Origin of the sequence: Pseudomonas sp. HMSC066A08, from assembly GCF_001813025.1 — a bacterium.
GTDB lineage: Bacteria > Pseudomonadota > Gammaproteobacteria > Pseudomonadales > Pseudomonadaceae > Pseudomonas > Pseudomonas aeruginosa.
The window spans coordinates 85,281-111,103 of the sequence record NZ_KV811371.1 but is presented as its reverse complement, the minus strand read 5'-3'; the positions used below and the strand labels follow the sequence as shown (position 1 = coordinate 111,103).

Below are 25,823 nucleotides of genomic sequence, written 5' to 3'. Positions count from 1 at the left end.
AGATGTGCCACGCTCCATCCCCTTTTTCATTGCCTGAATCCCGAGTCCTTCATGCCTGGCCATCCCGATCCGCTGCACGGCGTCACCCTGGAAAAACTGCTCACCGAACTGGTCGCCCACCACGGCTGGGCGGAGCTTGGCAAACGGGTCGACATTCGTTGTTTCAGGAACGACCCGAGCATCAAGTCTAGCCTCGCCTTCCTGCGCAAGACGCCCTGGGCCCGGGAAAAGGTCGAGGCGCTCTACGTCCAGCTCAAGCGCAACCAAGGCTGAAGGCTAGCGCGCCAACCCCAGGCGCAGCAATTGCCCGTCCTTCTGGTCGGTGAGCAGGTAGAGATAGCCGTCCGGGCCCTGCCGCACGTCGCGGATGCGCACCCCGAGATCGCCCAGCAGGCGCTCTTCGTGGACGATCCGGTCGCCATCCAGTTGCAGGCGGATCAGTTCCTGCGTCGCCAGCGCGCCGATGAACAAATTATGCTGCCAGGCCGGGAAGCGCTGCGCATCGTAGAACGCCATGCCGCTGATCGCCGGCGACTTCTCCCAGACATGGTGCGGCGCCTCGGTACCTTCGACGGCCTTGCCCCTGGCTTCGGGGATCGGCAGCAGGGTGTAGTTGATTCCATGGGTCGCCAGCGGCCAGCCGTAGTTCCCGCCGGCCTGGGGTATGTTGATCTCGTCGCCGCCGCGCGGGCCGTGCTCGTGGGTCCAGAGCCGGCCGGTCCAGGGATTCAGCGCGGCGCCCTGCTGGTTGCGGTGGCCATAGCTCCAGATCTCCGGCCGCGCGTCGGCACGGCCGACGAAGGGATTGTCCTTGGGAACGCCGCCGTCCGGATACAGGCGGACGATCTTGCCCTGCAACTTGTCCAGGTCCTGCGAGGTGCTGCGCTGGTTGTTCTCGCCGAGGGCGATGAACAGGTGGCCCTTGCCGTCGAAGACCAGGCGCGAGCCGAAGTGATGGCCGCTGGAAAGCTTCGGCAACTGCCGGAAGATCACGTGGAAGCCCTCCAGCCGTCGCCTGTCCGCCGATAACCGGCCACGTCCCGCCGCCGTTCCGGCGCGGCCGTCCTCGCCGGCCTCGGCATAGGTCAGGTAGACCAGCCGGTCCTCGGCGAACCCCGGCGACAAGGCGACGTCGAGCAGTCCCCCCTGGCCGCTGGCGAAGACCCTGGGTACGCCTTCCAGCGGCGCCGACAACTGTCCCTCGGGACTGACGAAACGCAAGCTGCCGGGCCGCTCGGTGACCAACATGCCCTGGTTGTCCGGCAGGAAGGCGACGGCCCAGGGATAGGCCAGACCGCCAACCACCGGGGTAACCTCGACGGCGCCCAGTTCGCTGTCGTGGCGACCGGCGTCCACCGCTTCGGCCGACGGGGCGAGCAACGCGACGGCGCTCAGCAGGATGGCATTCAAAGACAGGCCCGGCATGCGTTCTCTCCTTCCCCAAGCGAAAAACACCACTCTAGTCGCAGATCCGCCGCGCCTGGCGGTCCGCACACGGGCTGTAACAAACCCGCCCCTCAAAGCAAGGCGACCATTTCCTTGAGGGTCACCGCCCAGGTGCCCTTGGCATTGATATAGCGATAGCCGAACCGGGAACCGTGCGCCTCGCTGGTGATCACCGCGTTCCAGGCCTGCCCGCGCGGCAGGTCGTGGGCCGGGTCGAGGAGCAGGAAGGCGCGCTCGCTCATGCCGATGGCCAGGCCCCAGTGGCGGATATCGCTGCCCTTGCGACCGTGGAAACCGAGCACTACCGGAAAGCCGGCCTCCAGGTATTCGCGGGTGTGCCGGACCAACCTGCGCCCCTCGCCCTTGAGGGCGAAATGCTCGGTATCGTTGATCTCGGCCAGCAGCTCCAGCAGGTCGACGCCGGTGGTGCCGACGCGCAGCAGCGGGCCGTGCTGGCCCAGCGCCTTCATCAGGCGCCCGTAGCGACTGCGACTGTCGACCCGCTCCAGGCCCTTGGCCTGGCGCCGGCGCAGTTGGCCGCGGACCAGCATCGCCATGACCAGGCAGTAGGGCCCGCAGGCGCCGTCCATGTCGCCCTGGCGCAGATGGACCTTGTCGCCATGGACGTTGCACAGGCCGCCGCTGCCCTGCTCGTCCAGGTCCCACTCCAGGCCATCGATCAGGCGTGACTGCATGAGGGTCTCCTCTCCGGTTCCTTAAGTTGGGACCGAGCGGGCGCCGAATCATTCCTCGGCGCCCCTCGCCACAACGAGTAAACTGGCGGTCTTTCATTCCAGTAGCCTCGCCATGACCGATCCGATCCGCCTGTCCAAACGCCTCGCCGAACTCACCGCCTGCTCGCGCCGCGAAGCCGAGCTGTACATCGAGGGCGGCTGGGTCAGCGTCGACGGCGAAGTGATCGAGGAGCCACAGTTCAAGGTGCTCGACCAACGCGTGGAGCTGCTGCCGGGCGCCCGCGCGGAAACGATCGAACCGGCCACCCTGCTGTTGCACAAGCCGGCCGGCTGGCGCCACGACGATTTCGCAGGCCTGCTCGCGGCGGGGCGGCGCTGGAGCGATGACCCCGGTCCCTTGCGAGCGCTGAAAAAACACTTCGCCCGCCAGCGTCCCACCCTTGCGCTGGACAGCGAGGCTTCCGGGCTGGTGGTGTTCAGCCAGCAGCACGGCGTACTGCGCAAGCTGGTGGACGACGGTGCACGGCTGGAGCAGGAATACCTGGTCGAGGTCGCCGGCGACCTGGCCGCCGGCGGCCTCGAGCGCCTGCGTCACGGCCTCGCCTACCAGGGCCGTAGGCTATCGCCGTGCAAGGTCAGTTGGCAGAACGAAAGCCACCTGCGCTTCGCCCTCAAAGACGTGCTGCCCGGCCAGTTGCGTTTCATGTGCGAAAGCGAGGGGCTGGAAGTGCGGAGCATCCGCCGCCTGCGCATCGGCGCGCTGTCGCTGGCCAGGCTACCGCTCGGCGAATGGCGCTACCTCGGCCTCCACGAACGCTTCTGAGCGCTCATTCGAGGCCACGCAGGGCGCGCCCCGGCGACTGTCCGCAGACCCGCCGGTACATGGCGATGAACGCGCTGTCGCTGGCGTAGCCCAGGGCGTGGGCGACCTCGGTCACCGAGCGGCCTTCGGCCAGACGTCTCCGCGCTTCGAACAAGCGAGCCTGGGTTCGCCAGCGGGAGAAACCCAGGCCGGTCTGCTCGGTGAACAGACGCGCCAGGGTCCGCCCGCTGGCGCCGACCTCGCGTCCCCATGCCTCGATGCTCCAGTCCAGCGCGGGTTGCGCCAGCAGCGCCTCGGCCACCTTCAGCGCCCGCGCATCGCGCGGCATCGGCAGGCTCGCGGCGTGTGCCGGGGCGGTCGCCAGTTCATCGAACAGTGCGCGCAACAGCGTCAGGTGCCGCCCTTCCAATTGCAAGTCGGCTGCCCAGCCGGTCATGCGCAGGATCAGTTCGCGCATTAGCGGCCCGACCTCGAGGACCTGGACGCTGTCCGGCAGCTCGGCGAACGCCGAGGGTTCGAAGTACAGGCTGCGGTAGGCGAAGCGCCCGTGCAGGACCGTGCGATGCGGCACGCCGGCCGGCAGCCAGGCGGCCTGGAGCGGCGTCAATTGGCAAATGCGCTCGGCGAAATACAGCGTAACGCTACCGGCCGCCATGTACAGCAACTGCGCACGCCGGTGGCAATGCCAGTCGCTGCGGTGGCCGGTGCTGTCGACCTCGAGGCCGACCACCGGGCAGCGGGCGAGATCGGGATCCTCGACCCGTTCGTAGGGATAGCGCGGCACCTTGTCCTCTTCGCGATGTTTTCCGTCCTGACCGCAGCATTCTGCCAGGCGCAAGCAACCTAGGCTTGGCTCTTTTTTCCGGAGCCGTCATGCCTGACCGTCCTCGCCCTCCCCTGCTGCTGGTGCTCGCCCTGCTAGCCCTGCCGCAAGTCGCCGAAACCATCCTTTCCCCCGCCCTGCCGGCCCTGGCCAGCCACTGGCGACTGGACGACGCTACCAGCCAGTGGACCATGGCGCTGTTCTTCGTCGGTTTCGCCCCCGGCATCTGGCTCTGGGGCTGGCTGGCCGACCGCTTCGGCCGGCGCCCGGCTCTGCTCGGCGGGCTCGGCCTGGCGGCCCTGGCAACCTTCGGTGCCTGGGCCAGTACTGACTATTCCTACCTGCTTGCCTGTCGCCTGGCCCAAGGCCTCGGCCTGGCGACCTGCTCGGTGACGGTGCAGGCCAGCCTGCGCGATGTGCTGCAAGGCCCGGCGTTGATGAGCTATTTCGTCACGCTCGGCGCGGTGCTGGCCTGGTCGCCGGCAGTCGGTCCCCTCAGCGGCCAGTGGCTGGCCGACCTCGGCGGGCACCCGGCGGTGTTCGCCACCCTGGCGGTGCTGCTCGCCTCGCTGGCGGCGCTGGTCGTCCCGGCCTGGCCGGAAACCCGTCCGCTGCTGGCAGGCACGCCCGAGCCCGCGACCCTGGCGATCTTCCGACGGGTCCTCGCCGATCGCCCACTACAGACGCGCGCACTGCTGGTGGCGGTGCTCAATGTGCTGGTGTTCTCCTTCTACGCCGCCGGGCCGTTCATGGTCGGCGACCTGCCCGGCCTGGGCTTCGGCTGGATCGGCCTGGCCATCGCCATTGCCGGGAGCCTCGGCTCCTTGCTCAACCGACGCCTGCCGCGCACCTGGAACAGCGCTCGCCGGGTACGCCTGGGCCTGGCGCTGGCGGCCGCCGGCGCGACAGCGCAGACGCTGTTGGCCGCCGTCGGATACGCCGAAGGCCTGTACTGGGCGCTGCCAGCCCTGCCGATCTTCATCGGCTTCGGCGTGGCGATTCCCAACCTGCTGGGTCCGGCGCTGCACGCCTACGACGATTGCCGGGGACGCGCCGGAGCCCTGTTCGGGCTCGCCTACTACCTGCTGATCGGCCTCGGACTGGGCGCGTCCACCCTGCTACCGTTCGACCGTCCCTGGCCGCTGGCGGCGTACTGGAGTCTGCTGGGCCTGGTCGCACTGCTGCTGGCCAGGCGGCTGCCGGAATGAAAGCGGTACCAGGTACGCCCGTGCAAACCGGACGACCGGCCCGGAAAGCCGGATAGGGCGGCCGTCGCGACGCTGCTATGCTGTGATGGCACAGCGCCCACGCGGACCCGCAGAACGTGGCCAGAACGACGCTCGAATCGATCCAGCACGCCATCGAGGTGAATTCGTCCCTGGCCCTTCCCATCGCCCAGGAGAATCTCTCGCGTCTGTCCCACCTCGCGCTGCTGACCGTCCCCTTCAACCTGATCCACATCCTGGTGTTTTCCCTCAAGGACTTCCGCCCGGACCTCGGCCATCAGCTCTGGCGCCAGGAAATCATGTACGCCCATGGCGCCATGGCCCTGCTCTTCGGCGGCATCGGCCTGCTCGCGCTATGGCTGCGCCGCCAGCCACCCAAGCTGTGGCGCATGCGCCTGCTGATCCTGCTGGGCGGCGCAGGGATCATAGGCTTCGGCGTCGCCATCGCCTGCATCGACCAGCGCATCACCAGCAACATCACGCCGCTGCTGCTGGCCTGTTTCGCCTGCGCCATGTTCATCCTGATCCGCCCGGCCTACGCGGTGCCCTTCTACGGTCTGGCGATGCTGGCCTTCGAGGTGGCGATGGACCACGCCCAGGCCGACCCGCAACTGCGCCTGTCGAACCAGGCCAACGGCCTCACCGCGTTCGGCCTCGGCCTGCTGCTGTCGCTGATCCTCTGGCACGGCCACGTGCGCAACCTGCGCCAGCAACGCAAGCTGGAGTTGCAGCGGCAGGAGCTGGAGGAGAAGAATCGCCAGTTGGAGTACCTGGCCGGTCACGACCCCCTGACCGGCCTGTTCAATCGTCGCGAGTTCGACCAGTTGGTGCTCATGGAGCTCGCGCGCATCGCTCGCCAACCGCAGCCGCTGAGCCTGCTGATGGTCGACCTGGATCACTTCAAGTACATCAACGACCGCTATGGGCACCCCTTCGGCGACGAGGTCATCCGCCATGCCGCCAACCTGCTGCGCGGCAATACCCGTAGCAGCGACAGCGTGGCGCGCCTGGGCGGGGAAGAATTCCTCCTGCTCCTGCCCGACACCGCCGAGCAGCAGGCTCGCAGCCTTGCGGAAAAACTCCGCGAACGCCTCGAAGGTACCCCGCTGGCGACGCAGGACGGCGTGCTCTGCCTGACCGCCAGCTTCGGCGTGGCCAGCCTCGACGGAGGCGGCCAGGCCAGCTACGAGCAGCTCTACAGCGCCGCCGACCAGGCTCTCTACCGGGCCAAGAGCAGCGGTCGCAACCGGGTGGAAGTGATTCGCCTGGCCAGCCTCGCGGAAAGCCTGCGGTAACAATTGATCGGCCGGCCCTGACGAGCGGTCGGTCAGCCGCCCGAACCTTGGTTAAGATGGTCCGTGGCGCTCTAGCTCGCCGCTCTTCCTGCCCTTCCGACCTGCCCGACCTCGCCCGGCCCCATGCCGCGGCCTTGCCGTTGGCGTCGTGCGGGAAGACCGGCGCAGCGCCGTTGTCCGCATTACCAGGGGAGAACCATGCTCAAGCACCTGCTCGTGCTCACCTGTGCCCTGCTCGCCAGTTCCTCGGCCCTGGCCCAGGTGATGGCCCGCGACCTGGGCGATTTCGAACTCAAGCTGGCCACCAGTCCGACCCGCAGCATGGCCCAGGGCCTGGTCACCCCGGGCAGCTCCGGCAGTTTCCACGGCGGCCTCGACCTAAGCCACGAAAGTGGCTGGTACATCGGCAACTGGACCTCCAACCTCGACCCCGGCAAGCCCACCGAGATCGACTCCTACGCCGGCTTCAAGCGCCCGCTGAACAACCGCCTGGGCTACGAAATGGGCCTGATCCGCTACAGCCGCCCGGAGCAGCCGGCCAACGACGCGGCCGAACTCTACGGTGGCCTGTCGATCTTCGGCAGCCGGCTCGGCGCGGCCCTAAGCAGCGACCCGGGGCGCAACGACACCACCCTGTTCGCCGACCTCGGGGTCAACCCGCCGTTCGGTTTCGACGTCACCCTGAAGTACGGCAACCATCGCCTGGACAACCCGGCGAGCCTCAGCGGCGGGGGCTATGTGAGCGTCTTCAACGACTGGTCGGTGAACCTCTCGCGGCCCTGGCTGGGCATCGACCTGAACCTGTCCTACAGCGGCACCAGCCTGACCGGCAGCGATTGCAGCGCCTACTCGGGACACAACAGCTACTGCGACACCACGTTCATGCTGAAGGCGTCGCGTCCGTTCTTCTGAGTCGTCAGTCGTCCTGGCGGCGGGTACGCTGGGCGAGTTCGTCGAGCTGTTTCTGCTCGCGCTTGTCCTCGGCCTGGCGCGCCTCTTCCAGGTAGCGCTCGACCAGCTTGCGCAGCCCTTCCAGGCGGGCGTATCTCTCCTGCCAGTTGAGCCGCGCCTTGTCCACCGCCTCGCGGTGCCAGGTCACGCTGTTGGCCTGCTGGACAACGGCGGTCTCCAGTTGCGAGAGGAAGCGCTGGTAGTTCATCAGCCACTGGCCGCTGACGCCCTTCTGGCCCTGGCTGATCCATTGCTGCTGGTAGTCGTTGCGGTAGCGCTCCAGCTCCGCCAGCTTCTGCTGTGCCGCGAGCAATTGCTGCTGGCACCTGCCCAGCTGGGTCGCGGCATCCCGCTCGGCCTTGCTGGCCATGTCCACCACCGGCGCCAGCCGCGCCGCGCGCTTCTCCATGCCTCAGGGCGCCTCAGGCCTGCCCGCCGGCGAGCAGGCTCGCCAGCCGCGCACGGCTTTCCACCAGGCTTTCGCTTTCGTCGAGGCCCTGGCGCAGGAACTGGCGCATGACCGGGAAGCGCGCGATGGCCAGGTCGGTCTCGGGATCGCCGCCGGCTACGTAGGCACCGACGCTGATCAGGTCGCGACTCTGCTGGTAGCGCGACCAGAGCTGCTTGAAGCGCTGGGCGTCGCGCAAGTGCTCGGCCTCGACCACCTGCGGCATCACCCGGCTGATCGAAGCTTCGATATCGATGGCCGGATAGTGGCCTTCCTCGGCCAGCCGCCGGGACAATACGAAGTGCCCGTCGAGCACGCCGCGAGCGGCGTCGGCGATCGGGTCCTGCTGGTCGTCGCCCTCGGAGAGCACGGTGTAGAACGCGGTGATCGAGCCGCCACCGGCCTCGGCATTGCCGGCGCGTTCCACCAGCTTCGGCAGCTTGGCGAACACCGATGGCGGATACCCCTTGGTCGCCGGCGGCTCGCCGATGGCCAGGGCGATCTCGCGCTGGGCCTGGGCGTAGCGGGTCAGCGAGTCCATCAGCAGCAATACGTTCTTGCCCTTGTCGCGGAAGTACTCGGCGATCCGCGTGCAGTATTGCGCGGCGCGCAGGCGCATCAGCGGCGCGTCGTCGGCCGGCGAGGCGACCACCACGGAGCGCTTGAGGCCTTCCTCGCCGAGGATCTCGTCGATGAATTCCTTCACCTCGCGGCCCCGCTCGCCGATCAGACCGACGACGATGATGTCGGCCCTGGTGAAACGGGTCATCATCCCCAGCAGCACCGACTTGCCCACCCCGGTCCCGGCGAACAGGCCGAGGCGCTGGCCGCGGCCGACCGTGAGCAGGCCATTGATCGAGCGGATGCCGACGTCGAGAGGTTCGCTGATCGGGTGGCGCTTGAGCGGGTTGATCGTCGGGCCATCCATCGGCACCCAGTCTTCGGCGCGCATCCCGCCCTTGCCGTCGAGGGCGCGGCCGGCGCCGTCGAGCACCCGGCCGAGCATCGACATGCCCATCGGCAGGCGCCCGGTGTCCGGCAGCGGCACGACCCGAGCGCCGGGCGCGATGCCGGCGAGGCTGCCGACCGGCATCAGGTACACCTTGCTACCGGAGAAGCCCATCACTTCGGCCTCCACCCGCACCGGGTGGTAGCCGCTTTCGTTGATCACGTTGCAGCGGCTGCCGACCGCGGCCTGCAGGCCTTCGGCTTCGAGGGTCAGGCCGACCATGCGCAGCAGGCGGCCCTCGACCACCGGCTGCGCCGGCAGCGAGACAGCCTCGGTGTAGCCCTCCAGGCGCCTGGCGAAACTGGTTCGCTCAAGGCGCATCGACGTCTCCGGGAGCGTCGAGGTCGATCCGGATGTCGCTGGCCAGCGGATGGGTCGCCTGTTCGCGCTGTTGCTCGAACAGTTGCTTCACTGCCTGCGCCAGGCGCGTCTCGATGGTCGCGTCGATGCGACTGTGTTCGGTCTCGATGCGGCAGCCGCCGGGCAGCAACGAATCGTCCTCGAGAATCCGCCAGCTCTCTTCGTGGCGCTCGCGCAGCGCCTTGACCCGCTCGAAGTCCTGCGGGTTGACATGGATACGGATGTTCGCCGCGCCCATCGGCAGCAGCTTCAGAGCTTCGCGCAGGACCTGCCGGACATGGCTGGAGTCCATGTGCAGCTCGCGCTGGATCACCTGGCGGGCAACGTGGTTGACCAGGTTGACCATGCCCTGCTCGATCAGGGCGTCCTGCTCGGCGATGGGTTCCAGAAGCTGCGTCATCAGGCGCTCGAGACTTTGCAGGCGCTCCTTCAGCGCTTCCTCGGCTTCCTGCCGCGCCTTCAACTGGCCGGCGTGGAAGCCGTCGCGCTCGCCGGTGGCGAAGCCTTCGTTGTAGGCGTCCTGGCGAATCGCCTCGATTTCCTCCAGCGTCGGCGGCTTGACGGTCTCCAGCTCGACCTCTTCCACCGTCGGCGACGCCGGCGCGGGTTCGGCAACCGCGGGCTCCTGCGGCGCGGGAACGGCCGGCTCGTCGCGCGGCTCGTCGAAGCTCGGCAACGACCAGAGGCCGAAGGCCGCCACGTCCTTGCCGCGGATCAGTTCGCTGGGATTGTCTTTGTCCTTGTCGTGGGGGACCACCTCAGATCATCTCCTCGCCACCTTTGCCGCCCAGCACGATATCGCCGGACTCGGCCATGCGCCGGGCAATGGTGAGGATTTCCTTCTGCGCACCTTCCACTTCGCTGACCCGTACCGGCCCCTTGGCCTCCAGGTCGTCGCGCAACAGCTCGGCGGCACGCTTGGACATGTTCTTGAAGACCTTCTCGCGGATCGCTTCGTCGGAGCCCTTGAGCGCCAGCACCAGTACGTCCGAGGAGACTTCCCGGAGCAGCGCCTGGATGCCGCGGTCGTCGACGTCGGCGAGGTTGTCGAAGACGAACATCAGGTCCTCGATCTGTCCGGACAGGTCTTCGTCGACCTCGCGGATCGAATCCATCAGTTGGCCTTCGATGGAGCTGTCGAGGTAGTTCATGATGTCCGCCGCGCGCTTGACCCCGCCCATGGTGGTACGGGTGGCGTTGGAATTGCCGGCGAACTGCTTCTCCAGGATCAGGTTGAGTTCCTTCAGTGCCGAGGGTTGCACGGTGTTCAGCGAGGAGACGCGCAGGACGATATCCAGGCGCACCTTGTGGTCGAAATGGCTGAGCACCTCGGCGGCCTGGTCGGGATCGAGGTAGGCGACCACGATGGCCTGGATCTGCGGGTGTTCGTAACGGATCACGTCGGCCACGGCACGCGGCTCCATCCACTTCAGGCTGTCCAGGCCGCTGGTGCTGCCGCCGAGGAGGATGCGGTCGATCAGGTTGTTGGCCTTGTCCTCGCCGAGGGCCTGGGTGAGCATCTTGCGGATGTAGCCGTCGGCGCCGACGCCGAGGCTGGTCTGGTCGCCGACCACCTCGACGAACTCGCCCATCACCTGCTCGACCTGTTCGCGATGCACGTTGCGCATCGACGCCATGGCCACGCCGACCCGCTGCACCTCTTTCGGCCCCATGTGCCGCAGCACCTGCGCCGCGTCGGTCTCGCCGAGCGACAGGAGCAGGATGGCGGCCTTGTCGACCTTGGTCAGTTTGGCGGCGAGACGATTCTCACTCATGGCGCTTACTCATCGGCGTTGATCCACTCTTTCACGACCTGGGCGACGCGGCCCGGGTCCTGTGCGACCAGGTTCTTGATCGCGTTCAATTGCGCATCATACCCCTCCGTGGGGCTCGGCAGGAGGATGCTCGACGGCCCGCCGATGCTCACCCGGTCGTCGGCCAGCGAGCCTTCCAGGCCACTCTCGCCCAGCGCCAGGTCGCCGTCGCGACCGCCGCCGCCGGCCAGCGACTTGCCCTTGCCGCCGCCGGTGATGTTGCTCAGCACCGGACGCAGCACGCCGAACACCAGGACCAGGATGAACAGCACGCCGAGCACCTGCTTGACGATGTCCCAGAACCACGGTTGCGAGTAGAACGGAATGCTGTCGATCTCTTCGGCCTGGGCCGGGGCGAACGGCGCGTTGATCACGCTGACGCTGTCGCCGCGACTGGCGTCGTAGCCCACCGAATCCTGTACCAGGCGGGTGAAGCGCGCCAGTTCGTCGGCGCTCCAGGGCTGGTGGCTGACCTCGCCGGTCTTCGCGTCGACCTTCATCTGGTCGTCCAGCACCACCGCCACCGACAGCCGGCGCAAGCGCCCCTGCTGCTGCTTGGTGTAGCTGATCGAGCGGTCCAGTTCGTAGTTGCGGGTGGTCTGGTCACGCTTGTCGGTCGGGTACGGCGCCAGCTCCGGCTTGCCGGTCTTCGGGTCGATGATGGTCTGGCCGTTGGCGTCCTTCAGCGGCTGGCCCGGCGCGACGTAGTCGGCCGGCGCGCTGGCGGTGGCCTGCTGCGGCGCGGTGGCCGGGCCCGGCGGCTGGTTCGACAGCGCCCCCGGCACGCCCTGCGGGCCGGACGAATTCTGCCGCTCCTCGTTGTTGCGTTGCTCGCTGCGCAGGGCCGGCTGGTCCGGGTTGTACATCTCCGAGGTCGACTCGACCGCGCTGAAGTCCACGTCGGCGGACACCTCGGCCTTGTAGCGACCGTTGCCCAGCACCGGTTGCAGGATATTGTGCACGCGCTGGGTGAGCAGGCCTTCCATGCGCCGGGTGAAGTCGAACTGCTTGCCGGCCATGGTCAGCTCGGAGAGTTCCTGCTGGTCGGAGAGCAGGTTGCCCTTCTGGTCGACCACGGTGACCTGCGACTTGTCCAGTTCCGGCACACTGGTGGCGACCAGGTTGACGATCGCCATCACCTGGCTCGGCTCCAGGCTGCGTCCCGGATACAGCTCGACCAGCACCGAGGCGCTGGGCTTGCGGTCGTCGCGGACGAACACCGAGCTCTTCGGGATCGCCAGGTGCACGCGGGCGGCCTTGACGTTGTTCAGGCTTGACACGGTGCGCGCCAGCTCGCCTTCCAGGCCGCGGCGGTAGTTGGTGGCTTCCATGAACTGGCTGGTGCCCAGCGCCTGTTCCTTGTCGAGGATCTCGAAACCGACGTTGTTGTCGGTCGGCGCCACGCCGGCGGAGGCCACCTTCATGCGTGCCCGGCCGAGGTCGTCGGCCTTGACCAGCAGCGCGCCGGAGTTGGGTTCGACCTTGTAGGGAATGTCCGCCGCGGTCAGCGCTTCCACTACGCGGTTCGCGTCGACCCCGTTGAGGCTGCCATAGAGCGGCTTGTAGTCCGGCTGCTGGGACCAGAGCACGACGGCGAAGCCGATCGCCACGCTGGCGGCGAGACCGACCAGCAGGCCGATCTGGCGCAGCATGGTCATCTCGGAAAGGTTGTCGAGGAACGACAGTCCCGGGAAGGATTTCTTCAGCATCCCGGCACCGCCGCTCTTGGCGGGAACCTGGCTGTCGATCAGTGCATCGGCCATGAACTAGTTATCCTCGCGCCGCTCAGACCGGCATCTGCATGATGTCTTGGTAGGCCTGGACCAGTTTGTTGCGCACCTGGGTCATGGCCTGGAACGACACGCTGGCCTTCTGGCTGGCGATCATCACGTCGGTCAGGTCGACGCCGCTCTGGCCGACCTCGAAGGCGTTGGCCATCGCGGTGGAAGCCTGCTGGGTCTCGTTCACCTTGTCCACGGCCTGGGAGAGCATTTCCGAAAAGCTCGGCGCCCCCGCTTCGGCCGGCGCCTGAACCGGTTTGGCCTTGGCCATGGCTTCCATTTGCATGGAACGCATTTCCAGCATCAGACGATTGAACTCGACACCCTGACTCATGACTCTTCCTCCAACAGCCGCGGCTTTTTTGACGCCGCCCGGCACTTTGCAGAGGAGTTAGCAACAAGGGTGCCAAGTCGACCCCAAGGCCCGGCGTCGGCGTTCGCCGCCAATGCCCGCGACCGCTGCAGGGTCCGTCCCTGCTCCGGTTATCGGCAGGCGCGCACGCTCGAACAGCCCCGGGCGACGACCGGCGGTGGATGCAAAAGGCCCGCACGAGGCGGGCCTGGGGAACATGGCGAGCACTCAGATGGCGTAGAGATAGGCCTCCACGTCCATCCCCGCGTCGCGCATCTGGGCGAGCTTGTAGCGCAGGGTCCGCGGGCTGATGCCAAGGCGCTCGGCGGCCTCCTTGCGGCGGCCGCGCTCGGTGCGCAGGGTATCGATGATCACCTGGAATTCGCGGCGGCGCAGGTCGTCGCCCAGCGCACCGGTAGCATCCTGGGCCGCGGCCGGCGACGGAATCTCGACGCTCGGCGGAGTGGCCGGCGGTATTGCCGGCATCATTGGCGTCGATGCCGGGGCCGCCAGCGGCATGCCGATCGGCGCGGTGAGGCACAGGTCGGCGGGCTGGATCAGGCCGCCCTGTTGCAGGATCAACGCACGCTGGATGGCGTTGTCGAGTTCCCTTACGTTGCCCGGCCAGGCATGCCGGACCAGGCACTGGGCGGCCTCGGGGCCGAGCGCCACCGCCCCGAGGTTCATCTTGCGGCTGTGCTTGCGCAGCAGACGCTCGGCCAGCGGCAGGATGTCCGCAGGGCGTTCGCGCAGCGGCCGCCAGGCCAGCGGGAAGACCGACAGGCGATAGTAGAGGTCCTCGCGGAAACGCCCCGCCGCGACTTCCGCCGCGAGGTCGCGGTTGGTCGTGGCAAGCACGCGGATATCCAGGTTGATCGGCTTGCGCGCACCGACCCGCTCCACCTCCCGCTCCTGCAGTACGCGCAGCAGCTTGGCCTGCAGGCCGAGGGGCATTTCCGATATCTCGTCGAGAAGAATGGTGCCGCCGTCGGCCAGCTCGAACTTGCCGGGCTGGGCGGCAATGGCGCCGGTGAAGGAACCTTTCTCGTGGCCGAACAGGGTGGCCTCGAGCATGTTGTCCGGGATCGCCGCACAGTTGATCGCGATGAACGGCTTGCCGGCACGCGGCGATTGCTGGTGGATATAGTTGGCCAGGACTTCCTTGCCGGTCCCGGACTCGCCGGAGATCAGCACGGTGGAATCGCTGCGCGCGACCCGCGCGGCCAGTTCCAGCAACTGCCGGCTGGCCGGTTCCAGGGCCACCGGACCATCCTCCTCGCTGCCCGGCAACTGGCCCAGCGCATGGCGTGCCACCAGGTCGAGCAGCGCCCGCGCCTCGAACGGCTTGACCAGGTAGTCGGCGGCGCCCTGGCGCATCGCCTCGACGGCGCGATCGACCGCGCCGTAGGCGGTCATCAGCAACACCGGCAGGTGCGGGTAGCGCGTACGGATCAGGCCGAGCAACTGGTGTCCGTCCATGCCCGGCATGTTCACGTCGCTGATCACCAGGCTGAAGGCTTCGCGGGCCAGGACCGGCAGCGCCGCCTCCGCCGAGTCCACGGCGACGAACTCGTGACCGCCCAGCAGCAGGGTGTCGCTGAGGGCTTCGCGTAGTGCGCGGTCGTCTTCGACCAGCAGGACTTTGGCTGCCATGGGGTTACTCCTGAATCGCAGAAAGAGGCGCCGCCGGAATCAGCGGCAGGATCAAGGTGGCGCAGGTGCCGCGCCCCGGCCGAGAGCGCAACTGCAATTGCCCCTGGTGGGCGCGCGCCACGGCCTTGACCACCGCCAGGCCGAGCCCGGTACCGGTGGTCTTGGTGGTGAAGAAGGGTTCGCCCAGGCGCGCCAGGGTCGCCGGGTCCATGCCCGGTCCGTTGTCGCTGACGCTGAGGCGCAGGCTGTCGGCGCGGGCATAGAGATGCACCTTCAGGCGCAGTTCGGGCCCGCAAGCCTGGATCGCGTTCTCCACCAGGTTGAGCACGGTGCCCACCAGGGTGTCGCGATTGCACAGCAGCTCGCCGCCGCGCGCCTCGCACTGCCAACGCACCTGGAGCCCCTGGACATGGACTTCGGCCGCCGCGCGCAGGCTGTCGAACAGCGCCTTCGGCGCCACCCGGTCGGTCAGCGGCAGCTCGCCGCGGGCGAACACCAGCATGTCGCGTACCTGATGCTCCAGTTCGTGCAGGCGCTCCTTCAGGCGCCCGGCGAAGCGTTGCTGCTGGTCGGTCGGCAGCGCCTGCTCGCTGAGGTGCCCGGCGTAGAGCAACGCCGCCGACAACGGCGTGCGGATCTGGTGGGCCAGCGAGGCGACCATCCGCCCCAGCGCCGACAGGCGCTCGTGGCGCGCCAGTTGCTCCTGGAGACGGCGGGTATCGGTAAGGTCGTTGAGCAGGATCAGTTGCCCCGGTTCGCCGTTCAGCGAGCGGGTGGCGATGGACAGGCGTCGTCCGTCGCGCAGGGAAATCTCGTGACCGTCATCCTCGCGCGGAGCGAAGCAGCGGGCGATCACCTCGCGCCAGAGCATGCCCACCAACGGCTCGCCAAGCAGGCCCAGGGCCGCCGGGTTGGCCTCGCGGACCACGCCATGGGCATCGATGACGATGACGCCGCCGGGAAGCAGGTCGAGCAGGCTCTGCAAGCGGTTGGCCAGGCGCTCCTTTTCCGCCAGCTCCTCCATGCGCTGCGCGCTGACCAGGGCCAGTTGCCCTTTCAGCTCGGTAACGCGCTCCTCCAGCAGGCTGTAGGACTCGCTGAGCTGGCTGGACATCTGGTTGAACAGCGCGAAGGCCTGCTCGAGGCCGGCGCGGCTGGTGGCCTCGGCCGTATCGGCTGGCTGCTCGGGGAAGGCGTTGAGGGCTGGTTGCATTGCGTTTCTCTCGGTCGGCGCGACGTCATGGTTCTGTCGGTCGACGGAGATATAGCAATACCCGTGCCTAAATTTTTTTCATTTTAAAATCAAAGCGTTGCGAAACGACCTGTCAATCGTCCGACAGGTCGTCGTCGCGCCGGCTCATGCCGTACTTGCGCATCTTCTCCACCAGCGTGGTGCGGCGGATGCGCAGGCGTTCGGCGGCCCGCGCGACCACTCCGCCGGCATCGTCGAGGGCCTGCTGGATCAGGCCCTGCTCGAGGTTGGCCAGGTAGTCCTTGAGGTCCAGGCCTTCGGCCGGCAGCATCGCCGGCGCGTCCATTCCCGGCAGCCCGGCGTTGATCGCCGCGCGCTCTTCCAGCTCTTCGCGCAGGCTGCTGGCGAGTTGCTCGTCCTCGTCGTCGACATGGCGGAATTTCTTCGGCAGTTCGCCGACCCCGATCACCCCGTAGGGATGCATGATCGCCAGCCGCTCCACCAGGTTCGCCAGTTCGCGGACGTTGCCCGGCCAGTCGTGGCGGCACAGCGACATGATCGCCGCCGAGTTGAAGCGGATCGACCCGCGCTTCTCATGCTCCATCCGCGAGATCAGTTCGTTGAGCAGCAGGGCGATGTCTTCCACCCGCTCGCGCAGCGGCGCCATCTCGATGGGGAATACGTTGAGGCGGTAGTAGAGGTCTTCGCGGAAAGTGCCGTCCTCGATCATCTTCTCGAGGTTCTTGTGGGTCGCGGCGATGATCCGCACGTCGACGTTCTGCGTCTTGTTGCTGCCGACCCTTTCGAAGGTGCGCTCCTGCAGCACGCGCAGCAGCTTGACCTGCATCGGCAGCGGCATGTCGCCGATCTCGTCGAGGAACAGGGTGCCGCCGTTGGCCAGTTCGAAACGTCCGGCACGACTGGTGATGGCACCGGTGAAGGCGCCCTTCTCGTGGCCGAACAGTTCGCTTTCCAGCAGTTCCGCCGGGATCGCCCCGCAGTTCACCGGGACGAAGGGACCCTCGCGGCGCTTGGAATGGTAATGCAGGTTGCGCGCCACCACTTCCTTGCCGGTGCCGGACTCGCCGAGGATCAGCACGCTGGCATCGGTATCGGCGACCTGCTGCATCATCTGCCGCACCTGCTGGATCGCCCGGCTGGTGCCGACCAGGCTGCGGAACAGGTTCGGCTCGCGGGAACGGCCGCGCTCGCGGGCCTGGTCGTACATCTCGCGGTAGACCTGGGCGCGATGCAGGGAGTCGAGCAGCTTGTTGTAGCTGGGCGGCATCTCCAGGCTGGCGAGCACCCGGCGGCGCAGCTCTTCCGGCCAGTCGGCCGGGGCCGGCTCGCCGATCAGCAGGATCGGCAGGTACTCGTCCCAACTGGCCAGTTGCTTCAGCAGCTCTACCGCTCCGCCCTTCGACTCGACGCTGCCGAGCAACACGCACAGGGCTTCGCGACTGTTGCTCAGGCCCGCCGCTACCTCTCGCCAGTCCTCGCTGTTGCAGGTCAGCTGATCTTCGCCGAGGAAATTGAGAATGACTGCCAGGTCGCGACTGCGATCGAGATTGTCGTCAATCAGCAAGAGTTTGGTTTCGCGCCACATTTTGATCAGCTGCCTTGCATCGAATGGGTCTCGCTCGACCCGAAAGAGGGCTGGGACTAATGCCTATTTCTAATAAGCAGCCAGCATTTGGCCACTAGTTAAGTCAAATGTGAACGATTAGTCAATTTTATGGCGTGTTTTTTTTGCTGTTTCCGACAGGGAGAGGCAATAAAAAACCCCTACAGACCGCATGGAAAGCAGTACTGGCAGGGGTTTTGGGGGATATGTAAATTTTTCCGAAAAGCCTTGCGCCAAAGTAACGGCACAAAGCCATGAAAAACTTATCCGAACATCTGGTAGACCTTGGCGCCTTGCTTCGACTGGTTCAGCTGGATCAGATCGGTGGCCAGCTTGCGCTGCTCGCCCTGGCAGACATCGATCAGCTCGCGATACAGCGCCAGTAGCTCTTCCATCCGTGCCCGCAAGGTGGCTTCGTCCTGTACATCGAGCATCGCCTCGTCGACGGCCTGGCGGCAACGCTGGTCGAGTTCACCGATGGCCTCCCAGTTCTGGCTGGCCAGGGCAACGCGCAGGGCGCTACCGGTTTCTTCAAGGATCTGTACAGCTGCACTCATTGCTTGGTCCCTCTGGGGATGCCTCTCAGGGGGCAATCGCATCCCAACCGGATTTGATGTTGCGCAACAGCTCGGAAACTTCCTCGAGCTTGCCCGCGTCGTTCTTCAAGTTGGCTTCCGTCAGGCGCATCGACATGTAGGCGTAAAGGCGGTCGAGGTTGGCTGCCAGCTCGCCGCCCGCCTCGAAGTCGAGCCCTTCGCGCAGGCCACCGACGATGGCGATGGCCTTGCCGATCAGCTCGCCCTTCAGCGCCACTTCGCCGCGCTCCAGGGCGCCGCGGGCCTGCGCCATCCGGGTCAGGCCGCCTTCCATCAGCATCTGGATCAGGCGATGCGGGCTGGCATCGATAGCCTGAGCCTGGGTACTGACATTCTGGTATTGCCGCATGGCTGCCATTGCGTTCATCGACGGTTGCCTTGTTCGGTGACTGATACGCTCTATATCGGTCGGCTACCGCGATTCTTTAGCGCCGTTCGCTGTCTTCGCCCTGCGCTTCGCCGCTGCCAATGGCATCCCAGGCCTGCTTGATCTGGCCCAGCAGAGCCTCGACCTCGTCCAGCGGACGCGGTGTGTCGTCCAGCGCGACACCAGCCAGGCGGCGGGTCATGTAGTCGTACAACGCATCCAGATTGCCGGCTATCTCGCCGCCCTGCTGGTGATCGAGGCCAGCCTGCAAGGCGCCGATGATCGACAACGTGGTGCCTACCGCTTCGCCGCGCAGCGCCGGGTTACGCTCGAGCACCGCGCGCCGGGCCAGGGCGATGCGCTCGAGCGCGCCGTCCAGCAGCAGCTTGACCACCTGGTAGGGCGGGACGTCCTGTGCGCTGCCTACCTGCCGGTAGGTATCGATAGGGCGCGACATCAGCTTTTCTTCACAAGGCCAGGCAGGCTGCCAAGAGCCTGGGCCATGCGTCCGCTGGTCTGGTTGAGCTGGCCGATCAACTGGTCCATGGCGGTGAACTGCTTGAGCAAACGATCCTGCAACTGCTCGACCCGGCGATTGAGCGCTTCGCGCTGGGTATCCACCGACTTGATGGTGTCCTGCAAACCATCCAGGCGCTGCTGGAGCACGCCGCCGGTCTGGGTGTAAGGCGTGAGCTTGTCGTCGAGACGCTTCATCAGGCCGGTATCGCCGGTGAACAGAGCGGAAACCGACTCGAACTTGTCCTTCAGAACCTTGTCGAGTTTCTTGTCGTCGATTTCCAGGGTGCCGTCTTTCTTGGTGGTGATACCCATGTCGGCGAGCATGCGGACATCGGTACCTTGCCCCGGCTGGACCATCTCGTTGCGCATGGTGGTGAGCAGGTTGCGCACGCTGCTGTCACCGACCAAGGCACCAACCACGGGAGCCTTGTCGTCGCCCACCTTGGTCACGCCGGTCAGTTCCGAAGTCACGCCGACCAGCTTGTTGTAGGCCTCGACGAACTTCTTGATATTGTCCTTGACGCCGCCACGGTCCTGCTCCACCGAGATGGTGATCGGCTTGTTGGTGTCGGTGACCGTCTTCAGCTCGAAGGTAACGCCGTTGATGACCTTGTCGACCGTATTGGTCGGACTTTCCAGGGTCAGGCCGTCGATGCTGAACTTGGCATTCTTCGCCTGGGTGATATAGCCGCTGCTGCTGGAGGAGGTACCGTCCAACTGGGACAGGGTCAGCTTGCCATCGGCGCCGACGCTGCCGATGTTGAAGTTCTCCAGGCCGGAACTGCCCTGGACGAACACGTCCTTGCCGGTGCCGGAATCCTTGCCGGTGAAGACCAGTCGCGAGGTTCCGTCTCCAGGGTTGTTGACGATGTTGGCGGTGATGCCCTTGTCCTTCAGCTGCGCGTTGAGCGAATCGCGCACTTCGGCGAGGGTCGCGCCCGCCGCGACGTTTACCGTGACGCCGGCATCGTCGGCGCCCTGCTTGATGGTCAGGGTGCCGCCGGAAGTGGTCTTGTAGCCATCGGCAAACGACGCGGTGGCCACCTTGCTGACGCTGGCCAGCTGGGTCACTTCGAGCTTGTAGATACCCGGCAGGGCGTCCTTGGTCGCGGTGGCGGTGGCGAACTTCTCGTCGCTGGTACTCGCCGAGCGCTTCTGGAACAGCTCGGGCTTGTTCAGTTCCTTGAGGATGGTCTGTAGGTCGGAGATCGCGCTCTTGAGCTGGCCGATGCCGGTGAACTTGGCGGTGGTGTCGCTTTCCAGGCGCTTGAGCTGCGCCTCCTTCGGCGCCTTCTCGGCCGCCACCAGGGTGGAAACGATGTTCTTGATATCAAGGCCCGAGTTGTAGCCGTTGATCGTCGTACTGTTCGCCATCTTGCTTCACCTCGTCAGCTCATTGACGCTTTGTCCTTCCAATTCCAACAGACAGTCAAAAGACGTGCCAATTCCGCTCAGGCTTCCGCCTTGAACAGCAGGCTGCGCGCCTCGTCCAGTCGCTCTGCCAGGCGCAGGGCCTCTTCGGAAGGGATTTGCCGGATGACTTCTCCGGAAGTCGAATCGGTCACCTTGACCACTACCCGCCCCGAGGAGTCGTCCAGGCTGAAACTCAGATCACGACGGATGCTCTGGGTGAACTTCTCGATGGAGGAAACCGCCTCCTCGACCGCAGCGCGTTGCTCCTTGTCGCCCATCCTGACGTCGCCCGTCCGTTGCGCGCTTGCGCTGGCGGCCACCTCGCCGGCCTGACCGGCCGGGCGTGCGCCGTCGGAAGAAGACGCCGAGCCGAACAGCCGGATTACCGGAGCAGCCGTCGAATTGTTGACATTGCTGACGTCCATCGTCGCTACCTCTCAATGAGATACGAGGGGAAGCGCGCCAGCGCTCCCCCTCGTGACTTCACCTTGACCTCGCCGAAGCTTAGCGCAGCAGGCTCAGGACCGACTGCGGCAGCTGGTTGGCCTGGGCCAGGATCGCGGTGCCGGCTTGTTGCAGCACCTGGTTCTTGGTCAGGTTGGCGGTTTCGGCTGCGAAGTCGGTGTCTTCGATCCGGCCGCGAGCAGCCGATACGTTCTCACCGATGTTCTTCAGGTTGTTGATGGTGTTGTCGAAGCGGTTCTGCACCGCACCGAGGTCGGCACGCTGGGCGTCGATCTGCTTGATCGCCTCGTCGATCACCAGTACGGCGGACTGAGCGCCCTTCGCGGTGGAGATGTCGATCTTGGCGACGGTGTCGTTGGTCTTGGCGAAAGCGGTAGCGGAAGGGGCTACGCCAGCCGCGGTGCCTACGCCGGTGCTGCCGGTGTCGGTGATGACAACGCCGGAAACCGCGCTAGTGATCGCACCGGAGCCATCCTTGCCAGCTTTGGAAACATAGCTGATGGTATCGCCGTCGCTGAAGGCACCGATGCCGACGTTGGCATCGTTGACCGCCGCGGCGATCTTGGCAGCCGCCTGCTCGGCGGTTTCGTTGCCCTTCATGTCGACCTTGACGTTCACGGCGCTGCCGCCGGTGATGCCGATCGCGATGTCGACGGTGCCCGAAGCGGTTGCAGCAGTGACCGCGCCGCCGCCGTCAGCCTTGAAGTAGGTGCCGTTCAGCGATTCTGCGCTCATCTCGTCGATACCGACGCTGATGATTTCGTTGGCGGCCGAACCGACCTGGAAGCTGGCGACGCCGAAGGAACCGTCGAGCAGCTTGCGACCACCGAAGGTGGTGGTGTTGCTGATACGATCCAGTTCTTTCTGCAGTTGCTTCACTTCGCCGTTCAGAGCGGTACGCTCGGAGTCGCTGTTGGAGCCGTTGGCCGACTGCAGGGACAGGTCACGCATACGCTGCAGGATGTTGGTCGACTGCTGCAGGGCGCCTTCAGCGGTCTGCGCCAGGGAGATACCGTCGTTGGCGTTCTTGGTAGCCACGTTCAGGCCGTTGACCTGGCTGGTCAGACGGTTGGCGATCTGCAGGCCGGCGGCGTCGTCCTTGGCGCTGTTGATGCGCGAACCGGTGGACAGACGCTGCAGCGAAGTGTTCAGCGACGCGGAAGAGTTGTTCAGGTTCCGCTGAGTGTTCAGCGAAGCGATGTTGGTGTTGACGGTCAAGGCCATCTTGATGCCCTCCAAGGACGATATGTTTGCCTGAGCTTGCGACCTCGGGTGGGCATCGCCCAGGCACCCCTAAAGTTCGCATTCGTGATCTTTATCGGCGCTTCCCTGGGGAGCTTTAGGTTTTTTTTTGACCATCCTCGTTTTTCATGCATCGGCCCCGTCGGAGGGGTTCGCGCAAGGCCTCCCGAGCGCTGCGGACAGCGCGACGGAAAGCCCCGCCGACCGCTCAGTCCGGCATCCAGGCGCGATACCAGGCGCGCAAATGCTCGCCATCGAGCATCCAATCCGCCAGCACCCGTTCGCGCAGGTTATCCCCTGCCCTGGCCGCGGCATCCAGGTCGCGGGTATGCATGCGGATCGCATCCACCCAGTCGCGGAAACGGTTCTTCACCCGCATCACCGGCAGATCGTCCCGGTAGCAGCGCACGTCGCTGCAGACCACCGGGAAACCGCAGGCGCCGTATTCCAACAGGCGCAGGTTGCTCTTGCACTCGTTGAACAGGTTCTGCTCCACCGGCGCCAGCGCCAGGTCCAGATCGAGAGCCGCCAATGCCCGCGGATAGCGTTCGATAGGCACCCCCGCATGCACTTCCCTGACGAAGGGACGGATGGACGGCGGGCACATGCCGAAGAACACCCAGTCGACTTCGTCGGCCAGTTCCCGGACCACGTCGGCGATCAGTTCCAGGTCGCCGGTATGGCTCGAGCCGCCCGCCCAACCGACACGTGGCCGCTCGCCGCGCCGCCGTTGCGCCCGCAGCCCCTGCCACCACCCCACCGGCAGGCGGTTCTCGATCACCCGGATATCCGGGTGGAGACCGGCGAAGGCCTCTGCCAGGGCCGGCGTCGACACCACGAAGCGGTCGACGTAACCCAGCCCGCGACGCAACGTGCGCAGGATGTCCTTCGGCAGGTGCTGGCGATGGGCGCTCTTGAGAGGCACGTTGGGCAGATAGTCGTCCAGCTCGTAGACCTTGAAGGCCCGCGAGAACGCCTGCATCCGCCGCATGGCCTCGAGACGCTCCTCGCCGACCTGGCGCTGCAGCACCAGTACGTCCGGGTCGTAGCGATCCAGATCGGCCACGTGCATCAGGCCGATCGACAGCGCACCATCGATGGATGCCGACTCGCGCAATGCGCTGAACGGCTGGATCACCCGGTAATGGCCACAGCCGAACAGGTCGGCGGGGTGCGCCAGGACAGTGGGCAAGGGCCGCCACCCCTGCAAAGGGCGCCAGGCCAGTTGCGGGTCGGCCAGCTTGAAACCGCCTTCGGCCTGCAACGAAAAGCCCGGGTTATAGGCGGGATCGCGCGCCAACAACGGTAGCCAGCGCGCGTACAGCGCATCTTCTTCCTCGACGCTCGCCGCCGTCGTGGCAGGCGCATCGAGCAACAGCCGCACGCGCGGCGTCCATACGTTCAGGTAGCCCGCCTGGACCGCCCGCAGGCAGAGGTCGACATCGTCCCAGCGCGTCAGCGCCTCGTCGAAACCGCCCAATTCGAGGAACAACTCGCGGCGCATCAACAGGCATTCGCCCCCCACCGCCGAGTAGTTCTGGTCCACCTGCAGGCGCTGCAGGTAACCGGCGTCCTCGTGCGAACGCCCTTCGAAGGCCCGCCCGGCCGGTCCGCTCAAGCCGAGCAGCCAGCCGGCGTGGCAGACCCGTCCGTCCGCCGCCAGGAGCTTGGCGCCTACCGCGCCGACTTCCGGACGCTGGCCATGGTTGAGCAACTGCTGCAGCCAGTCCTTGTCGAGGATGCCGCTGCCGGCATCGAGCCAGAGCAGGAATTCGCCGCGCGCCCGGGACGCCGCCAGGTTGCGCAGAGCCCCACGGGACAACTGCCCATCGCCTCGCAGCACCCGCACCTGCTCGACGCCCATGCCCTCGACGGCGAGCAGCCATTCGCGAACGTCGGCCGCTTCGCCACCCTGTTCCAGCAGAAGGATCTCGTAGTTGGGATAGGCGGTATTCTCCAGCACGGTTTCTACGCAACGCTGGAGCTGCGCCAGGCGCTCCCCGGCCAGCACCAGGATGCTGACCGGCGGTTGACCGGCATGGCCGTAGTCCAGCTCGTAGCGCCCCGGCAACCGGCTTCCGACTGTCGCCTGCGCGTAGCCACGGGCGCGCAGGTGGCCTTCGATCGCCGCACGCTCGGCGGCGCTGTCCTGCAGGCGCAGCGCTTGGCCAGACAGCAGTGGCTCGCTGATGTGCCCGATACAGCCCAGGCCCTGCTGCTCGACGAGACGCAACTGGTAGGCCAGCTCGAAAGCCTCGCCGGCGGTCTCGTCGAACCCGCCCGTGGCAAGCAGCGGCTCGCGGCGGAACAACCAGTGCCGGGACAGGCCGGCGGGGAAACTGAGCAGGAGGTCGAGATTCAGGTCCGGGCGCAACGCCGCGCCCAGCTCGCCGTCATCCAGGCGCATGAGTTCGTCGGCGTACACCGCCTGGCAGCTTTCCGGTGCCGCCAGCAGGTCCAACGCCGCCACCAGCAGGCCGCTGACAGTGAATTCGACGCCCGCTTCGACCAGGAGCAACCAGTCGGTATCAAGCCGGGCAAGCGCCTGGTTGATCGTCGGCACCGGCCCCGCCTCAGGATCGAAGAACATCGCTCCGTTGCGCGGACTCGTGCCCAGCGGCGCGAACAGGTGGCTCTCGACACGTGGATACGAATTGACGTGCTCCAGGCTCTGCAGGGTGCGCTCCACGGCCTCGGTATCGCCATGGGCGTCGAGCACCAGCACCGCGAAGCGCGGCCCACCGCCCTGCTCCTGCAGGAATCGATCGATCAGCGCCTTCTGCACCGCATCCGGCCGCCGCGCCTCCAGCCAGGTCGACAGCGTGACGCTACCGAAGCCCGCCGCCCGCCTCAGCGCGGCGAGCAGGTTGACCGGTTTGAAGACCCGGGCGTCCAGGCGGGTGATCGGTGCCACCCGGACGAAGCGGTTGTCGCCGGCCTGGCGATACCAACCCAGTTCGCGGATAGCCAGGCGGAAGTCGGCATGGCCCTGCTCGCCGATACCGGGCTGATCGCGCCCGATCTGGCTGAACTGCTGGCGGGAGACGCGGAAACGGGTCAGCGGCCGCGACAGGAACGCCAGGTCGCCACGCTGCAGCAATTGCGCACACATGGCCAGGTCGCCGATCCAGTCGATGGCCCGGCCGTTGAGCATCATCAGGCGCTCGCAGATCTGCAGCAGCGCATCGCGCCGGGCCATCAGGCAACTGGGTTCGCCGATGAAGTTGATGGTGTGATCGGCGAGGAACGAGACCAGCTCGCGACCGTCGATCAGGACGTCGCCGGCGAACGGGAAGCAGGTCGCCAGGATGTCCGGCAGCGGCTGCCCTTCCTCGTCGATACGCAACCGCCGCGACGAGGCCAGGACCACGTTCGGCTCGCGCTCCATCGCGCCCACCAGCGCCTCGACGCATTCGGGAAGCAACACGTCGTCGTCGTGGAGAAACTTGACGTACTCGCCCTCCGCCAGGCGGATGCCTTTCGCCGTGCTGCCCAGCTCGCCGAGGCGCGTCTCGTTGCGGAAGTAGCGGATCGGGAACGCCGCGGAGGCGCGCTTCTGCTCGACCAGCGTGGCAATCCGCTCGTCGCTGCTGTCGTCGCAGATGATCAGCTCCAGGGCCGGATAGGTCTGCCCGAGCACGCTGTCGAGGGCGTCCTCGAAGTACTCCAGCTTGTAGGTCGGCATGACGATGCTGACACGAACATTCGCGCTCATTGAGCCATTCCTGA

General features: G+C 66.5%; 24 protein-coding genes. 5 read left to right on the top strand and 19 right to left on the bottom strand.

Annotation, left to right across the window (positions count from 1 at the left end; genetic code table 11):
• Positions 1 to 51 precede the first annotated feature (51 nt).
• Entirely contained in the window at positions 52 to 273 is a 222-nt protein-coding gene (locus HMPREF2886_RS29005) for a VF530 family protein (protein WP_003082243.1), read from the top strand.
• A gap of 3 nt (positions 274 to 276) precedes the next feature.
• On the opposite strand, the gene hcuB is transcribed toward HMPREF2886_RS29005, so the two are convergent.
• Positions 277 to 1,425 (bottom strand): hydrophobic compound transporter HcuB, encoded by a 1,149-nt coding sequence (gene hcuB / locus HMPREF2886_RS29000; protein ID WP_033969310.1) that lies wholly within the window; start codon positions 1,423 to 1,425, stop codon positions 277 to 279.
• Between the two features lie 92 nt (positions 1,426 to 1,517).
• Positions 1,518 to 2,141 (bottom strand): hydrophobic compound transporter HcuA, encoded by a 624-nt coding sequence (gene hcuA / locus HMPREF2886_RS28995; RefSeq protein ID WP_057388870.1) that lies wholly within the window; start codon positions 2,139 to 2,141, stop codon positions 1,518 to 1,520.
• 112 nt (positions 2,142 to 2,253) lie between these two features.
• Between hcuA and HMPREF2886_RS28990 the strand changes: the two genes are divergently transcribed.
• Complete coding sequence (locus HMPREF2886_RS28990; protein ID WP_070748857.1) at positions 2,254 to 2,964, top strand: rRNA pseudouridine synthase; 711 nt, start codon at positions 2,254 to 2,256, stop codon at positions 2,962 to 2,964.
• Positions 2,965 to 2,968: 4 nt separating this feature from the next.
• Here the strand turns inward: HMPREF2886_RS28990 and HMPREF2886_RS28985 are convergent, their stop codons facing one another.
• Positions 2,969 to 3,748, bottom strand: a complete 780-nt coding sequence (locus HMPREF2886_RS28985) for an AraC family transcriptional regulator (RefSeq protein WP_033969454.1) — start codon at positions 3,746 to 3,748, stop codon at positions 2,969 to 2,971.
• A gap of 89 nt (positions 3,749 to 3,837) precedes the next feature.
• Here HMPREF2886_RS28985 and HMPREF2886_RS28980 point away from each other — a divergent pair, with 89 nt between their 5' ends.
• The 3 genes from HMPREF2886_RS28980 to HMPREF2886_RS28970 all read left to right on the top strand — a co-directional run bounded on the left by HMPREF2886_RS28980 (position 3,838) and on the right by HMPREF2886_RS28970 (position 7,220).
• A complete protein-coding gene (locus HMPREF2886_RS28980) occupies positions 3,838 to 4,995 on the top strand; it encodes a multidrug effflux MFS transporter (protein ID WP_070748855.1) in 1,158 nt (385 codons plus the stop codon).
• A 116-nt stretch (positions 4,996 to 5,111) separates the two neighbouring features.
• Positions 5,112 to 6,308, top strand: coding sequence for a diguanylate cyclase RoeA (gene roeA, locus HMPREF2886_RS28975; protein ID WP_070748853.1), 1,197 nt, complete (start codon positions 5,112 to 5,114; stop codon positions 6,306 to 6,308).
• Positions 6,309 to 6,506: 198 nt separating this feature from the next.
• On the top strand, positions 6,507 to 7,220 hold the full coding sequence (locus tag HMPREF2886_RS28970) for a TorF family putative porin (RefSeq protein WP_003086461.1): 714 nt from the start codon (positions 6,507 to 6,509) through the stop codon (positions 7,218 to 7,220).
• 4 nt (positions 7,221 to 7,224) lie between these two features.
• On the opposite strand, the gene fliJ is transcribed toward HMPREF2886_RS28970, so the two are convergent.
• The 16 genes from fliJ to HMPREF2886_RS28890 form a co-directional block, all read right to left on the bottom strand.
• Complete coding sequence (gene fliJ / locus HMPREF2886_RS28965; protein ID WP_003086459.1) at positions 7,225 to 7,668, bottom strand: flagellar export protein FliJ; 444 nt, start codon at positions 7,666 to 7,668, stop codon at positions 7,225 to 7,227.
• A 13-nt stretch (positions 7,669 to 7,681) separates the two neighbouring features.
• Complete coding sequence (gene fliI / locus HMPREF2886_RS28960; RefSeq protein ID WP_033969315.1) at positions 7,682 to 9,037, bottom strand: flagellar protein export ATPase FliI; 1,356 nt, start codon at positions 9,035 to 9,037, stop codon at positions 7,682 to 7,684.
• The gene (gene fliH, locus HMPREF2886_RS28955) at positions 9,027 to 9,833 is read right to left on the bottom strand and encodes a flagellar assembly protein FliH (RefSeq protein ID WP_033969317.1); all 807 of its coding nucleotides are present in this window, start codon (positions 9,831 to 9,833) and stop codon (positions 9,027 to 9,029) included. The genes fliI and fliH overlap by 11 nt, the downstream gene beginning before the upstream one ends.
• A 1-nt stretch (position 9,834) precedes the next feature.
• Complete coding sequence (gene fliG / locus HMPREF2886_RS28950) at positions 9,835 to 10,851, bottom strand: flagellar motor switch protein FliG (protein WP_003082212.1); 1,017 nt, start codon at positions 10,849 to 10,851, stop codon at positions 9,835 to 9,837.
• A 5-nt stretch (positions 10,852 to 10,856) separates the two neighbouring features.
• Positions 10,857 to 12,653 (bottom strand): flagellar basal-body MS-ring/collar protein FliF, encoded by a 1,797-nt coding sequence (gene fliF, locus HMPREF2886_RS28945; RefSeq protein ID WP_033969318.1) that lies wholly within the window; start codon positions 12,651 to 12,653, stop codon positions 10,857 to 10,859.
• A gap of 22 nt (positions 12,654 to 12,675) precedes the next feature.
• On the bottom strand, positions 12,676 to 13,005 hold the full coding sequence (gene fliE, locus HMPREF2886_RS28940; RefSeq protein ID WP_003140591.1) for a flagellar hook-basal body complex protein FliE: 330 nt from the start codon (positions 13,003 to 13,005) through the stop codon (positions 12,676 to 12,678).
• A 246-nt stretch (positions 13,006 to 13,251) separates the two neighbouring features.
• A complete protein-coding gene (gene fleR, locus HMPREF2886_RS28935; RefSeq protein ID WP_033969326.1) occupies positions 13,252 to 14,676 on the bottom strand; it encodes a sigma-54-dependent response regulator transcription factor FleR in 1,425 nt (474 codons plus the stop codon).
• Positions 14,677 to 14,680: 4 nt separating this feature from the next.
• The gene (fleS, locus tag HMPREF2886_RS28930; RefSeq protein ID WP_003109120.1) at positions 14,681 to 15,889 is read right to left on the bottom strand and encodes a sensor histidine kinase FleS; all 1,209 of its coding nucleotides are present in this window, start codon (positions 15,887 to 15,889) and stop codon (positions 14,681 to 14,683) included.
• A gap of 112 nt (positions 15,890 to 16,001) precedes the next feature.
• Positions 16,002 to 17,474 (bottom strand): transcriptional regulator FleQ, encoded by a 1,473-nt coding sequence (gene fleQ, locus HMPREF2886_RS28925; protein WP_003086448.1) that lies wholly within the window; start codon positions 17,472 to 17,474, stop codon positions 16,002 to 16,004.
• 281 nt (positions 17,475 to 17,755) lie between these two features.
• The gene (locus HMPREF2886_RS28920; RefSeq protein WP_003086445.1) at positions 17,756 to 18,049 is read right to left on the bottom strand and encodes a flagellar protein FliT; all 294 of its coding nucleotides are present in this window, start codon (positions 18,047 to 18,049) and stop codon (positions 17,756 to 17,758) included.
• 25 nt (positions 18,050 to 18,074) lie between these two features.
• A complete protein-coding gene (fliS, locus tag HMPREF2886_RS28915; protein WP_003158217.1) occupies positions 18,075 to 18,455 on the bottom strand; it encodes a flagellar export chaperone FliS in 381 nt (126 codons plus the stop codon).
• Positions 18,456 to 18,513: 58 nt separating this feature from the next.
• Positions 18,514 to 18,912, bottom strand: a complete 399-nt coding sequence (gene fliS, locus HMPREF2886_RS28910; RefSeq protein WP_033969331.1) for a flagellar export chaperone FliS — start codon at positions 18,910 to 18,912, stop codon at positions 18,514 to 18,516.
• Positions 18,912 to 20,348: a flagellar filament capping protein FliD gene (gene fliD / locus HMPREF2886_RS28905; protein ID WP_033969333.1), complete on the bottom strand. Its 1,437-nt coding sequence runs from the start codon at positions 20,346 to 20,348 to the stop codon at positions 18,912 to 18,914. Before fliD ends, fliS (HMPREF2886_RS28910) begins: the two co-directional genes overlap by 1 nt.
• A 77-nt stretch (positions 20,349 to 20,425) precedes the next feature.
• Positions 20,426 to 20,812: a flagellar protein FlaG gene (locus HMPREF2886_RS28900; RefSeq protein WP_033969334.1), complete on the bottom strand. Its 387-nt coding sequence runs from the start codon at positions 20,810 to 20,812 to the stop codon at positions 20,426 to 20,428.
• A 79-nt stretch (positions 20,813 to 20,891) separates the two neighbouring features.
• Entirely contained in the window at positions 20,892 to 22,076 is a 1,185-nt protein-coding gene (locus tag HMPREF2886_RS28895; RefSeq protein WP_033969337.1) for a flagellin, read from the bottom strand.
• A 226-nt stretch (positions 22,077 to 22,302) separates the two neighbouring features.
• On the bottom strand, positions 22,303 to 25,809 hold the full coding sequence (locus tag HMPREF2886_RS28890) for a glycosyltransferase (protein ID WP_070748851.1): 3,507 nt from the start codon (positions 25,807 to 25,809) through the stop codon (positions 22,303 to 22,305).
• Positions 25,810 to 25,823: the final 14 nt, after the last annotated feature.

What these genes read in the sequence shown, in the direction of transcription:
- fliI (WP_033969315.1), bottom strand. Translation starts at nt 9,037, where the DNA reads ATGCGCCTTGAGCGAACCAGTTTCGCCAGGCGCCTGGAGGGCTACACC.
- fleQ (WP_003086448.1), bottom strand. Translation starts at nt 17,474, where the DNA reads ATGTGGCGCGAAACCAAACTCTTGCTGATTGACGACAATCTCGATCGC.
- fliS (WP_003158217.1), bottom strand. Translation starts at nt 18,455, where the DNA reads ATGAACGCAATGGCAGCCATGCGGCAATACCAGAATGTCAGTACCCAG.
- HMPREF2886_RS28895 (WP_033969337.1), bottom strand. Translation starts at nt 22,076, where the DNA reads ATGGCCTTGACCGTCAACACCAACATCGCTTCGCTGAACACTCAGCGG.
- HMPREF2886_RS28980 (WP_070748855.1), top strand. Translation starts at nt 3,838, where the DNA reads ATGCCTGACCGTCCTCGCCCTCCCCTGCTGCTGGTGCTCGCCCTGCTA.
- HMPREF2886_RS28970 (WP_003086461.1), top strand. Translation starts at nt 6,507, where the DNA reads ATGCTCAAGCACCTGCTCGTGCTCACCTGTGCCCTGCTCGCCAGTTCC.
- fliJ (WP_003086459.1), bottom strand. Translation starts at nt 7,668, where the DNA reads ATGGAGAAGCGCGCGGCGCGGCTGGCGCCGGTGGTGGACATGGCCAGC.
- fliS (WP_033969331.1), bottom strand. Translation starts at nt 18,912, where the DNA reads ATGTCGCGCCCTATCGATACCTACCGGCAGGTAGGCAGCGCACAGGAC.
- fleR (WP_033969326.1), bottom strand. Translation starts at nt 14,676, where the DNA reads ATGGCAGCCAAAGTCCTGCTGGTCGAAGACGACCGCGCACTACGCGAA.
- fliE (WP_003140591.1), bottom strand. Translation starts at nt 13,005, where the DNA reads ATGAGTCAGGGTGTCGAGTTCAATCGTCTGATGCTGGAAATGCGTTCC.
- HMPREF2886_RS28900 (WP_033969334.1), bottom strand. Translation starts at nt 20,812, where the DNA reads ATGGACGTCAGCAATGTCAACAATTCGACGGCTGCTCCGGTAATCCGG.
- fliG (WP_003082212.1), bottom strand. Translation starts at nt 10,851, where the DNA reads ATGAGTGAGAATCGTCTCGCCGCCAAACTGACCAAGGTCGACAAGGCC.
- HMPREF2886_RS28890 (WP_070748851.1), bottom strand. Translation starts at nt 25,809, where the DNA reads ATGAGCGCGAATGTTCGTGTCAGCATCGTCATGCCGACCTACAAGCTG.
- hcuA (WP_057388870.1), bottom strand. Translation starts at nt 2,141, where the DNA reads ATGCAGTCACGCCTGATCGATGGCCTGGAGTGGGACCTGGACGAGCAG.
- fleS (WP_003109120.1), bottom strand. Translation starts at nt 15,889, where the DNA reads ATGCAACCAGCCCTCAACGCCTTCCCCGAGCAGCCAGCCGATACGGCC.
- HMPREF2886_RS28920 (WP_003086445.1), bottom strand. Translation starts at nt 18,049, where the DNA reads ATGAGTGCAGCTGTACAGATCCTTGAAGAAACCGGTAGCGCCCTGCGC.
- fliD (WP_033969333.1), bottom strand. Translation starts at nt 20,348, where the DNA reads ATGGCGAACAGTACGACGATCAACGGCTACAACTCGGGCCTTGATATC.
- fliF (WP_033969318.1), bottom strand. Translation starts at nt 12,653, where the DNA reads ATGGCCGATGCACTGATCGACAGCCAGGTTCCCGCCAAGAGCGGCGGT.
- hcuB (WP_033969310.1), bottom strand. Translation starts at nt 1,425, where the DNA reads ATGCCGGGCCTGTCTTTGAATGCCATCCTGCTGAGCGCCGTCGCGTTG.
- HMPREF2886_RS29005 (WP_003082243.1), top strand. Translation starts at nt 52, where the DNA reads ATGCCTGGCCATCCCGATCCGCTGCACGGCGTCACCCTGGAAAAACTG.
- HMPREF2886_RS28990 (WP_070748857.1), top strand. Translation starts at nt 2,254, where the DNA reads ATGACCGATCCGATCCGCCTGTCCAAACGCCTCGCCGAACTCACCGCC.